General features: G+C 53.8%; 9 protein-coding genes. All 9 read left to right on the top strand.

Features of this window, described 5'->3' with window-relative positions; all coding sequences use genetic code 11:
- On the top strand, positions 1 to 447 hold a 447-nt coding region (locus AACV31_RS08560; RefSeq protein WP_244947427.1), incomplete at its 5' end, for an EF-Tu C-terminal domain-related protein.
- A gap of 234 nt (positions 448 to 681) precedes the next feature.
- Entirely contained in the window at positions 682 to 1,065 is a 384-nt protein-coding gene (gene secE, locus AACV31_RS08555; RefSeq protein WP_007727302.1) for a preprotein translocase subunit SecE, read from the top strand.
- 1 nt (position 1,066) lies between these two features.
- Positions 1,067 to 1,612 (top strand): transcription termination/antitermination protein NusG, encoded by a 546-nt coding sequence (gene nusG, locus AACV31_RS08550; protein ID WP_007665882.1) that lies wholly within the window; start codon positions 1,067 to 1,069, stop codon positions 1,610 to 1,612.
- Between the two features lie 150 nt (positions 1,613 to 1,762).
- A complete protein-coding gene (rplK, locus tag AACV31_RS08545) occupies positions 1,763 to 2,191 on the top strand; it encodes a 50S ribosomal protein L11 (RefSeq protein WP_007766545.1) in 429 nt (142 codons plus the stop codon).
- 3 nt (positions 2,192 to 2,194) lie between these two features.
- Positions 2,195 to 2,899, top strand: a complete 705-nt coding sequence (gene rplA / locus AACV31_RS08540) for a 50S ribosomal protein L1 (RefSeq protein WP_007766548.1) — start codon at positions 2,195 to 2,197, stop codon at positions 2,897 to 2,899.
- Positions 2,900 to 3,190: 291 nt separating this feature from the next.
- Positions 3,191 to 3,688 (top strand): 50S ribosomal protein L10, encoded by a 498-nt coding sequence (gene rplJ, locus AACV31_RS08535; RefSeq protein WP_007704673.1) that lies wholly within the window; start codon positions 3,191 to 3,193, stop codon positions 3,686 to 3,688.
- A 51-nt stretch (positions 3,689 to 3,739) separates the two neighbouring features.
- Positions 3,740 to 4,108: a 50S ribosomal protein L7/L12 gene (gene rplL, locus AACV31_RS08530; RefSeq protein ID WP_007727297.1), complete on the top strand. Its 369-nt coding sequence runs from the start codon at positions 3,740 to 3,742 to the stop codon at positions 4,106 to 4,108.
- A 317-nt stretch (positions 4,109 to 4,425) separates the two neighbouring features.
- Positions 4,426 to 8,454 (top strand): DNA-directed RNA polymerase subunit beta, encoded by a 4,029-nt coding sequence (gene rpoB, locus AACV31_RS08525; protein ID WP_041923096.1) that lies wholly within the window; start codon positions 4,426 to 4,428, stop codon positions 8,452 to 8,454.
- A 76-nt stretch (positions 8,455 to 8,530) separates the two neighbouring features.
- On the top strand, positions 8,531 to 12,754 hold the full coding sequence (gene rpoC, locus AACV31_RS08520) for a DNA-directed RNA polymerase subunit beta' (protein WP_007766553.1): 4,224 nt from the start codon (positions 8,531 to 8,533) through the stop codon (positions 12,752 to 12,754).
- The last annotated feature ends 5 nt before the right edge of the window (positions 12,755 to 12,759 follow it).

Genomic DNA, 12,759 nt, shown 5'->3' with positions numbered 1-12,759 from the left:
GGTATCAAAGACACCGCGAAATCCACCTGTACCGGCGTTGAAATGTTCCGCAAACTGCTGGACGAAGGCCGCGCGGGCGAGAACGTAGGTGTTCTGCTGCGTGGTATCAAACGTGAAGAAATCGAACGTGGTCAGGTACTGGCTAAGCCGGGCTCCATCAAGCCGCACACCAAGTTCGAATCTGAAGTGTACATTCTGTCCAAAGACGAAGGCGGCCGTCACACTCCGTTCTTCAAAGGCTACCGTCCGCAGTTCTACTTCCGTACCACTGACGTGACCGGTACCATCGAACTGCCGGAAGGCGTTGAGATGGTAATGCCGGGCGACAACATCAAAATGGTTGTCACCCTGATCCACCCGATCGCGATGGACGACGGTCTGCGTTTCGCAATCCGCGAAGGCGGCCGTACCGTTGGCGCGGGCGTGGTTGCTAAAGTTCTCGGCTAATCGCTGATAACATTTGACGCAATGCGCAATAAAAGGGCATCATTTGATGCCCTTTTTGCACGCTCTCGGCCCAGAACCTGGCTCATCAGTGATTTATTCCACATAATCATTGCTGAGACAGGCTCTGCAGATAGCGTAACTCCGAAGCGCAATGTAAAAAGAGCAATTCGGTCTGGCTTGCCTCGCTTGTGCGGGGCAAAAATGTTTGTCTGATTTACTATGACAGGTTGGTTTATGAGTGCGAATACCGAAGCTCAAGGAAGCGGGCGCGGCCTGGAAGTGATGAAGTGGTTGGTTGTCGCTGCGCTGCTGATTGTAGCTATCGTAGGCAACTTTCTTTACCGTGAGATTACCCTGCCGCTGCGTGCTCTTGCGGTAGTAATTCTGATTGCTGCAGCGGGTGGTGTCGCGCTGTTGACGACTAAAGGTAAAGCTACCGTCGCCTTTGCCCGTGAAGCGAGAACCGAAGTCCGTAAGGTTATTTGGCCGACTCGCCAGGAAACGTTGCACACCACATTAATCGTGGCTGCAGTGACCGCTGTTATGTCACTAATCCTGTGGGGGCTGGATGGTATTCTGGTCCGCCTGGTATCCTTTATCACTGGCCTGAGGTTCTGAGATGTCTGAAGCACCTAAAAAGCGCTGGTACGTCGTTCAGGCGTTTTCCGGTTTTGAAGGCCGCGTAGCTACTTCGCTGCGCGAGCATATCAAATTACACAACATGGAAGAGTTGTTTGGCGAAGTCATGGTACCTACCGAAGAGGTAGTGGAAATCCGTGGCGGCCAGCGTCGCAAAAGCGAACGCAAATTCTTCCCCGGTTATGTGTTAGTTCAGATGGTTATGAACGACGCAAGCTGGCACCTGGTGCGTAGCGTGCCTCGCGTGATGGGCTTTATCGGTGGTACGTCTGACCGTCCTGCGCCAATCAGCGACAAAGAGGTGGACGCTATCATGAACCGCCTGCAGCAGGTTGGTGACAAACCGCGTCCGAAAACGCTGTTTGAACCAGGTGAGATGGTTCGTGTTAATGACGGTCCGTTTGCTGACTTTAACGGCGTGGTGGAAGAAGTCGATTATGAGAAGAGCCGCCTGAAAGTATCGGTTTCTATCTTCGGTCGCGCTACCCCGGTTGAGCTTGACTTCGGCCAGGTAGAAAAAGCGTAATCTGAGTTCGAAAAACCAGCGGTTAACCGTTGCACAGGGCGCGAGATTGGAATACAATTTCGCGCCTTTTGTTTTTATGGGGTCAACCCATAAAACGTTTTAATCACGGGGAGCCTCTTCGAGGCGTTAGACCCAACTGAGGAAATTTTCATGGCCAAGAAAGTACAAGCCTACGTTAAGCTGCAGGTTGCAGCTGGTATGGCTAACCCGAGCCCGCCGGTCGGTCCGGCTCTGGGTCAGCAGGGTGTTAACATCATGGAATTCTGTAAAGCGTTCAACGCGAAGACGGATTCTATGGAAAAAGGTCTGCCGATTCCGGTTGTTATCACCGTTTACGCTGACCGTTCTTTCACCTTCGTTACCAAAACCCCGCCGGCAGCTGTCCTGCTGAAAAAAGCGGCTGGTATCAAGTCTGGTTCCGGTAAGCCGAACAAAGACAAAGTGGGTACTATTACCCGCGCTCAGCTGCAGGAAATTGCACAGACCAAAGCTGCTGACATGACTGGCGCCGACGTAGAAGCGATGACTCGCTCCATCGAAGGTACTGCACGTTCCATGGGCTTGGTAGTGGAGGATTAAGAAATGGCTAAACTGACCAAGCGCATGCGTGTGATCCGTGACAAAGTCGATGCGACCAAACAGTACGACATCAACGAAGCCATCACTCTGCTGAAAGAACTGGCTACCGCTAAGTTCGTAGAAAGCGTTGACGTTGCTGTTAACCTCGGCATCGACGCTCGTAAATCTGACCAGAACGTGCGTGGCGCGACTGTACTGCCGCACGGTACTGGCCGTTCTGTTCGCGTAGCCGTATTTGCCCAGGGCCCGAACGCTGAAGCTGCTAAAGCAGCTGGCGCAGAGCTGGTAGGTATGGAAGATCTGGCTGATCAGATCAAAAAAGGCGAAATGAACTTTGACGTTGTTATTGCTTCCCCGGATGCAATGCGCGTTGTTGGCCAGCTGGGCCAGGTTCTGGGTCCGCGTGGCCTGATGCCGAACCCGAAAGTGGGTACTGTAACGCCGAACGTTGCTGAAGCGGTTAAAAACGCTAAAGCAGGTCAGGTTCGTTACCGTAACGACAAAAACGGCATCATTCACACTACCATCGGTAAAGTGGACTTTGACGCTGACAAACTGAAAGAAAACCTGGAAGCGCTGCTGGTTGCTCTGAAAAAAGCAAAACCGTCTTCTGCTAAAGGCGTGTACATCAAGAAAGTTAGCCTGTCCACCACCATGGGCGCAGGTGTTGCGGTAGACCAGTCTGGTCTGAGCGCAGTGGCGAACTAATTCGCCTCTTTACGTGGGCGTCGGATTTGTCTACAATCTTACGCCCATTGTTCTGCTAAGCAGAGCACAAAAGATTTTCGGTTGGAGCCTGGCCTTATCCAGGCCTCCGTCCAAGACCGCAGGTGTTTCGCAAGAGACTTAATTCCCTGCGTAGACGGTGACAGAACCTGAAGAATATTTTTTAAGTAGTCTTTGGCTTGTTTCTGCTCACCGTATTTCGACGCTCTTTCGTATGATTGAGTGAAGTGAGTTCCGGGACTTGTCCCGGCTAAAATCCAGGAGCAAAAGCTAATGGCTTTAAATCTTCAAGACAAACAAGCGATTGTTGCTGAAGTCAGCGAAGTAGCCAAAGGCGCGCTGTCTGCAGTAGTTGCGGATTCCCGTGGCGTTACTGTAGACAAAATGACTGAACTGCGTAAAGCAGGTCGCGAAGCCGGCGTATACATGCGTGTTGTTCGTAACACCCTGCTGCGCCGTGTTGTTGAAGGTACTCAGTTTGAGTGCCTGAAAGACGCGTTTGTTGGTCCGACCCTGATTGCATATTCTATGGAACACCCGGGCGCTGCTGCTCGTCTGTTCAAAGATTTCGCGAAAGCGAATGCAAAATTTGAGGTTAAAGCCGCTGCCTTTGAAGGCGAGCTGATCCCGGCGTCGCAGATCGACCGCCTGGCAACTCTGCCGACTTACGAAGAAGCAATTGCACGCCTGATGGCAACCATGAAAGAAGCCTCTGCTGGCAAACTGGTTCGCACTCTGGCTGCTGTTCGCGATGCGAAAGAAGCTGCGTAATCGCGTATTTGCTTACGTACAAAACTTATTCTGATATTCAGGAACAATTAAATGTCTATCACTAAAGATCAAATCATTGAAGCAGTATCCGCTATGTCCGTAATGGACGTTGTAGAGCTGATTTCTGCAATGGAAGAAAAATTCGGTGTTTCTGCTGCTGCCGCTGTAGCTGTTGCTGCTGGCCCGGCTGCTGAAGCTGCTGAAGAGAAAACTGAATTCGACGTTATTCTGAAAGCCGCTGGCGCTAACAAAGTTGCTGTTATCAAAGCAGTACGTGGCGCAACTGGCCTGGGTCTGAAAGAAGCTAAAGACCTGGTAGAATCTGCTCCGGCCGCTCTGAAAGAAGGCGTGAGCAAAGATGACGCTGAAGCTCTGAAAAAATCTCTGGAAGAAGCTGGCGCTGAAGTTGAAGTTAAATAAGCCAACCCTTCTGGTGGCAGCCTGAGAAATCAGGCTGATGGCTGGTGACTTTTTGGTCACCAGCCTTTTTGCGCTAGGGGACCAGTAGCGTTTCACACTGTTTTACTGCTGGTTACCCGTCAATGCTTGTTTCTATCGACGACTTAATATACTGCGACAGCGTTTCGGCACTGTGTAAATCGCAATGAAATGGTTTAAGCGTGATAGCAACAGGTATTGCGAAAAGTGTTCCACTTTTCGGTCAACAAAATGGTGTTGCATAAACTGTCCCTTCGATGGACAGAGTGGGTCGACTTGTCAGCGAGCTGAGGAACCCTATGGTTTACTCCTATACCGAGAAAAAACGTATTCGTAAGGATTTTGGTAAACGTCCACAAGTTCTGGATGTTCCCTATCTCCTTTCTATCCAGCTTGACTCGTTCCAGAAATTTATCGAGCAAGATCCTGAGGGTCAGTACGGTCTGGAAGCAGCTTTCCGCTCCGTATTCCCGATTCAGAGCTACAGCGGCAATTCGGAACTGCAATACGTCAGCTACCGTCTTGGCGAACCGGTGTTTGATGTTAAAGAATGCCAGATCCGTGGCGTGACCTATTCGGCACCGCTGCGCGTTAAGCTGCGTCTGGTGATCTACGAGCGCGAAGCGCCGGAAGGCACCGTTAAAGACATCAAAGAGCAAGAAGTTTACATGGGCGAAATTCCGCTCATGACCGATAACGGTACCTTTGTTATCAACGGTACTGAGCGCGTTATCGTTTCTCAGCTGCACCGTAGCCCGGGCGTGTTCTTTGACAGCGACAAGGGTAAAACCCACTCCTCTGGTAAGGTGCTGTATAACGCACGCATCATTCCTTACCGTGGCTCCTGGCTGGACTTTGAGTTCGATCCGAAAGACAACCTGTTTGTCCGTATCGACCGTCGTCGTAAGCTGCCGGCAACGATCATCCTGCGCGCGCTGGATTACACCACTGAGCAGATCCTTGACCTGTTCTTCGAGAAAGTGGTTTTCGAAATCCGCGACAACAAGCTGCAGATGGAGCTGATTCCGGAGCGCCTGCGTGGCGAGACCGCCTCTTTTGATATCGAAGCAAACGGCAAAATTTACGTAGAAAAAGGCCGTCGTATCACTGCGCGTCACATCCGCCAGCTCGAAAAAGACGAAATCAAACTCATCGAAGTTCCGGTGGAATACATCGCGGGCAAAGTGGCGGCGAAAGATTACGTGGATGCTTCCACTGGCGAGCTTATCTGCCCGGCCAACATGGAACTGTCCCTGGATCTGCTGGCGAAACTGAGCCAGTCTGGTCACAAACGTATCGAGACGCTGTTCACCAACGACCTCGATCACGGCCCGTACATGTCTGAGACCGTACGCGTCGACCCGACGACCGATCGCCTGAGCGCGCTGGTTGAAATCTACCGCATGATGCGTCCTGGCGAACCGCCGACGCGTGAAGCGGCGGAAAGCCTGTTTGAGAACCTGTTCTTCTCTGAAGATCGTTACGATCTGTCTGCGGTTGGCCGCATGAAGTTCAACCGTTCTCTGCTGCGTGATGAGATCGAAGGTTCCGGTATCCTGAGCAAAGCTGACATCATCGATGTGATGAAGAAGCTCATCGATATCCGTAACGGCAAAGGCGAAGTGGATGATATCGACCACCTCGGCAACCGTCGTATCCGTTCCGTTGGCGAAATGGCGGAAAACCAGTTCCGTGTTGGCCTGGTGCGTGTAGAGCGTGCGGTGAAAGAGCGTCTGTCTCTGGGCGATCTGGATACCCTGATGCCGCAGGATATGATCAACGCCAAGCCTATCTCCGCTGCGGTAAAAGAGTTCTTCGGCTCCAGCCAGCTGTCTCAGTTTATGGACCAGAACAACCCGCTGTCTGAGATTACGCACAAACGTCGTATCTCTGCACTGGGCCCGGGCGGTCTGACGCGTGAGCGCGCAGGCTTCGAAGTTCGAGATGTACACCCGACCCACTACGGTCGCGTATGTCCTATCGAAACGCCGGAAGGTCCGAACATCGGTCTGATCAACTCCCTGTCCGTGTACGCACAGACTAACGAATATGGCTTCCTTGAGACGCCGTATCGTAAAGTGACCGACGGTGTGGTTACCGATGAAATTCATTACCTCTCCGCTATCGAAGAAGGTAACTACGTTATCGCTCAGGCGAACACCAACCTGACCGAAGAAGGCCGCTTCGCCGACGATTTGGTCACCTGCCGCAGCAAAGGCGAATCCAGCCTCTTCAGCGCAGACCAGGTTGACTATATGGACGTTTCCACCCAGCAGGTGGTTTCCGTCGGTGCGTCTCTGATCCCGTTCCTTGAACACGATGACGCCAACCGTGCATTGATGGGTGCGAACATGCAACGTCAGGCGGTTCCGACTCTGCGCGCTGATAAGCCGCTGGTTGGTACCGGTATGGAACGTGCTGTTGCCGTTGACTCCGGCGTAACCGCCGTGGCGAAACGTGGCGGTACCGTTCAGTACGTGGATGCCTCCCGTATCGTTATCAAAGTTAACGAAGACGAGATGTACCCGGGCGAAGCAGGTATCGACATCTATAACCTGACTAAATACACCCGTTCTAACCAGAACACCTGCATCAACCAGATGCCGTGCGTGTCTCTGAATGAACCGGTTGAGCGCGGCGACGTGCTGGCAGACGGTCCGTCCACCGACCTCGGTGAACTGGCGCTCGGTCAGAACATGCGCGTAGCGTTCATGCCGTGGAACGGCTACAACTTCGAAGACTCCATCCTCGTTTCCGAGCGTGTGGTTCAGGAAGACCGTTTCACCACGATTCACATTCAGGAACTGGCGTGCGTATCTCGCGATACCAAGCTGGGGCCGGAAGAGATCACCGCTGACATCCCGAACGTGGGTGAAGCTGCGCTCTCCAAACTGGATGAATCCGGTATCGTCTACATCGGCGCGGAAGTGACCGGCGGCGACATTCTGGTGGGCAAGGTAACACCGAAAGGTGAAACCCAGCTGACGCCGGAAGAGAAACTGCTGCGTGCTATCTTCGGTGAGAAAGCGTCTGACGTTAAAGACTCTTCTCTGCGTGTGCCGAACGGTGTTTCCGGTACGGTTATCGACGTTCAGGTCTTTACCCGCGATGGCGTGGAAAAAGACAAACGTGCGCTGGAAATCGAAGAAATGCAGCTCAAGCAGGCCAAAAAAGACCTGTCTGAAGAACTGCAGATCCTCGAAGCGGGTCTGTTCAGCCGTATTCGCGCTGTACTGATCGCAGGCGGCGTCGAAGCTGAGAAGCTCGACAAACTGCCGCGCGACCGCTGGCTGGAACTCGGCCTGACCGACGAAGAGAAACAGAATCAGCTGGAGCAGCTGGCTGAACAGTACGACGAGCTGAAGCACGAGTTTGAGAAGAAACTCGAAGCGAAACGCCGCAAAATCACCCAGGGCGACGATCTGGCGCCGGGCGTGCTGAAAATCGTTAAGGTGTATCTGGCCGTTAAACGTCAGATCCAGCCGGGCGATAAGATGGCAGGCCGCCACGGTAACAAAGGTGTTATCTCCAAGATCAACCCGATCGAAGATATGCCTTACGATGAAAACGGCACGCCGGTAGACATCGTACTGAACCCGCTGGGCGTACCGTCTCGTATGAACATCGGTCAGATCCTGGAAACTCACCTGGGTATGGCGGCGAAAGGTATCGGCGACAAGATTAACGCCATGCTGAAGCGTCAGGAAGAAGTCGCGAAACTGCGTGAATTCATCCAGAAAGCTTACGACCTCGGTCAGGATGTTCGTCAGAAAGTTGACCTGAACACCTTCAGCGACGAAGAAGTACTGCGTCTGGCTGAAAACCTGCGTAAAGGTATGCCGCTCGCCACGCCGGTATTCGACGGCGCGAAAGAAGCTGAAATTAAAGAGCTGCTGCAGCTGGGCGACCTGCCGACTTCCGGTCAGATCACCCTGTTCGACGGCCGTACGGGTGAACAGTTCGAGCGTCCGGTAACCGTAGGTTACATGTACATGCTGAAACTGAACCACCTGGTCGACGACAAGATGCACGCTCGTTCCACCGGTTCTTACAGCCTGGTTACTCAGCAGCCGCTGGGTGGTAAGGCGCAGTTCGGTGGTCAGCGCTTCGGTGAGATGGAAGTATGGGCGCTGGAAGCTTATGGCGCCGCCTATACCCTGCAGGAAATGCTTACCGTTAAGTCTGATGACGTGAACGGCCGTACCAAGATGTATAAGAACATCGTGGATGGCAACCATCAGATGGAACCGGGCATGCCGGAATCGTTCAACGTACTGTTGAAAGAGATTCGTTCGCTGGGCATCAACATCGAACTGGAAGACGAGTAACTCTCGCTCAAACAGGTCACTGGTGCCGGGGTAACACCCGGCGCCAGATTGTGCTAACTCCGACGGGAGCAAATCCGTGAAAGACTTATTAAAGTTTCTGAAAGCGCAAACTAAAACCGAAGAGTTTGATGCGATCAAAATTGCTCTGGCCTCGCCAGACATGATCCGTTCATGGTCTTTCGGTGAAGTTAAGAAGCCGGAAACCATTAACTACCGTACCTTCAAGCCGGAGCGCGATGGTCTGTTCTGCGCCCGTATCTTTGGGCCGGTAAAAGACTATGAGTGCCTGTGCGGTAAGTACAAGCGCCTGAAACACCGCGGTGTGATTTGTGAGAAGTGCGGCGTTGAAGTGACCCAGACTAAAGTGCGTCGTGAGCGCATGGGCCACATCGAACTGGCTTCCCCGACCGCGCACATCTGGTTCCTGAAATCACTGCCGTCCCGTATCGGTCTGCTGCTGGATATGCCGCTGCGCGATATCGAACGCGTACTGTATTTCGAATCTTACGTGGTTATCGAGGGTGGCATGACCAACCTCGAGCGCAGCCAGATCCTGACGGAAGAGCAGTACCTGGACGCGCTGGAAGAGTTCGGTGACGAATTCGACGCGAAAATGGGCGCCGAAGCTATTCAGGCTCTGCTGAAAAGCATGGATCTGGAAGCCGAGTGCGAACAGCTGCGAGAAGAGCTGAACGAAACCAACTCCGAAACCAAGCGTAAAAAGCTGACCAAGCGCATCAAGCTGCTGGAAGCGTTCGTACAGTCCGGCAACAAGCCGGAGTGGATGATCCTGACCGTTCTGCCGGTACTGCCGCCGGATCTGCGTCCGCTGGTTCCGCTGGATGGCGGTCGTTTCGCAACGTCGGATCTGAACGATCTGTATCGTCGCGTGATCAACCGTAACAACCGTCTGAAACGTCTGCTGGATCTGGCGGCGCCGGACATCATCGTACGCAACGAAAAACGTATGCTGCAGGAAGCGGTAGACGCCCTGCTGGATAACGGTCGTCGCGGTCGTGCGATCACCGGCTCTAACAAGCGTCCGCTGAAATCCCTTGCCGACATGATTAAAGGTAAGCAGGGTCGTTTCCGTCAGAACCTGCTCGGTAAGCGCGTGGACTACTCTGGTCGTTCCGTAATTACCGTAGGTCCGTACCTGCGTCTGCATCAGTGCGGCCTGCCGAAGAAAATGGCGCTGGAACTGTTCAAACCGTTCATCTACGGCAAGCTGGAGCTGCGTGGCCTCGCGACCACCATCAAAGCCGCCAAGAAAATGGTTGAGCGTGAAGAAGCGGTCGTTTGGGATATCCTGGACGAAGTTATCCGTGAGCACCCGGTACTGCTGAACCGTGCGCCGACCCTGCACCGTCTGGGTATTCAGGCGTTCGAACCGGTACTGATCGAAGGTAAAGCTATCCAGCTGCACCCGCTGGTTTGTGCGGCATATAACGCCGACTTCGATGGTGACCAGATGGCTGTTCACGTACCGCTGACGCTGGAAGCCCAGCTCGAAGCGCGTGCGCTGATGATGTCTACCAACAACATCCTGTCTCCGGCGAACGGCGAACCAATCATCGTTCCGTCTCAGGACGTTGTACTGGGTCTGTACTACATGACCCGTGACTGTGTTAACGCCAAAGGCGAAGGCATGGTGCTGACTGGCCCGAAAGAAGCTGAGCGTATTTATCGCGCAGGCCTGGCCTCTCTGCATGCGCGCGTTAAAGTGCGTATCACCGAATACGAAAAAGATGCAAACGGCGAATTCGTTGCGAAAACCAGCCTGATCGACACTACCGTAGGTCGTGCGATTCTGTGGATGATCGTGCCGAAAGGTCTGCCTTTCTCCATCGTCAACCAGGCGCTGGGCAAGAAAGCAATCTCCAAAATGCTGAACACCTGTTACCGCATTCTGGGCCTGAAGCCGACCGTTATCTTTGCTGACCAGACCATGTACACCGGTTTCGCCTATGCAGCGCGCTCTGGTGCGTCCGTAGGTATCGACGACATGGTTATCCCGGAGAAGAAACACGAGATCATCTCCGAAGCGGAAGCCGAAGTTGCTGAGATCCAGGAGCAGTTCCAGTCTGGTCTGGTAACCGCGGGCGAACGCTACAACAAAGTTATCGATATCTGGGCTGCGGCGAACGATCGTGTATCCAAAGCGATGATGGATAACCTGCAAACCGAAACCGTGATTAACCGTGACGGCGTAGAAGAGCAGCAGGTTTCTTTCAACAGCATCTACATGATGGCCGACTCCGGTGCGCGTGGTTCTGCGGCACAGATTCGTCAGCTGGCAGGTATGCGTGGTCTGATGGCGAAGCCGGATGGCTCCATCATCGAAACGCCGATCACCGCGAACTTCCGTGAAGGTCTGAACGTACTCCAGTACTTCATCTCGACTCACGGTGCTCGTAAGGGTCTGGCGGATACCGCACTGAAAACCGCGAACTCCGGTTATCTGACGCGTCGTCTGGTTGACGTTGCGCAGGATCTGGTCGTGACCGAAGACGATTGTGGCACGCTGGAAGGCATCACCATGACCCCGGTTATCGAGGGTGGTGATGTTAAAGAGCCGCTGCGCGATCGCGTACTGGGTCGTGTTACCGCGGAAGACATTCTGAAGCCGGGTACCGCAGATATTCTGGTTCCACGCAACACGCTGCTGCACGAGCACTGGTGTGACCTGCTGGAAGCCAACTCTGTTGACTCCGTGAAAGTGCGTTCCGTTGTATCCTGTGACACCGACTTTGGTGTATGTGCGCACTGCTACGGTCGAGACCTCGCGCGTGGCCACATCATCAACAAAGGTGAAGCCATCGGCGTTATCGCGGCACAGTCTATCGGTGAGCCGGGTACTCAGCTGACGATGCGTACGTTCCACATCGGTGGTGCGGCATCTCGTGCGGCTGCTGAATCCAGCATCCAGGTGAAAAACAAAGGTAGCATCAAGCTCAGCAACGCGAAGTCGGTTGTTAACTCCAGCGGTAAGCTGGTGGTGACGTCCCGTAACACCGAGCTGAAACTGATCGACGAATTCGGTCGTACCAAAGAGAGCTATAAAGTGCCTTACGGTGCTGTTATGGCGAAAGGTGATGGCGAGCAGGTTGCCGGCGGTGAAACCGTTGCAAACTGGGATCCACACACCATGCCGGTTATCACCGAAGTAAGTGGTTTCATCCGCTTCACTGACATGATCGACGGCCAGACCATTACTCGTCAGACCGACGAGCTGACCGGTCTGTCTTCTCTGGTGGTTCTGGATTCTGCTGAACGTACCGCGGGCGGTAAAGATCTGCGTCCGGCGCTGAAAATCGTTGATGCTCAGGGTAACGACGTTCTGATCCCGGGTACCGACATGCCGGCACAGTACTTCCTGCCGGGTAAAGCGATTGTACAGCTGGAAGATGGCGTACAGATCAGCTCTGGTGACACCCTGGCGCGTATTCCGCAGGAATCCGGCGGTACCAAGGACATCACCGGTGGTCTGCCACGCGTTGCTGACCTGTTCGAAGCACGTCGTCCGAAAGAGCCTGCAATCCTGGCTGAGATCAGCGGTATCATTTCCTTCGGTAAAGAGACCAAAGGTAAACGCCGTCTGGTTATCACTCCAGTAGATGGCAGCGAGCCGTACGAAGAGATGATTCCTAAGTGGCGTCAGCTCAACGTGTTCGAAGGTGAACGTGTAGAACGTGGTGACGTGGTTTCCGACGGTCCGGAAGCGCCGCACGACATCCTGCGTCTGCGTGGCGTTCAGGCTGTGACCCGTTACATCGTTAACGAAGTACAGGACGTATACCGTCTGCAGGGCGTTAAGATTAACGATAAACACATCGAAGTTATCGTTCGTCAGATGCTGCGTAAAGCAACCATCGATAACGCGGGCAGCTCTGAGTTCCTGGAAGGCGAGCAGGTTGAATACTCACGCGTCAAGATTGCTAACCGCGATCTGGAAGCGAACGGCAAAATCGGTGCGACCTTCTCGCGCGATCTGCTGGGTATCACCAAAGCGTCTCTGGCTACCGAGTCCTTCATCTCCGCGGCCTCGTTCCAGGAGACCACTCGCGTGCTGACCGAAGCAGCCGTTGCGGGCAAACGCGACGAACTGCGCGGTCTGAAAGAGAACGTTATCGTGGGTCGTCTGATCCCGGCCGGTACCGGTTACGCGTACCACCAGGATCGTATGCGCCGTCGCGCTGCGGGTGAACTCCCGGCAGCACCGCAGGTCACTGCGGAAGACGCGTCTGCAAGCCTGGCAGAACTGCTGAACGCAGGTCTGGGCGGCAACGACAACGAGTAATCGTT

Source organism: Cronobacter sp. EKM101R, from assembly GCF_963888145.1.
Classification (GTDB): Bacteria; Pseudomonadota; Gammaproteobacteria; order Enterobacterales; family Enterobacteriaceae; genus Cronobacter; species Cronobacter turicensis.
The sequence above is the reverse complement of the archived record's forward strand: the minus strand, read 5'-3'. Positions and strand labels throughout refer to the sequence as shown.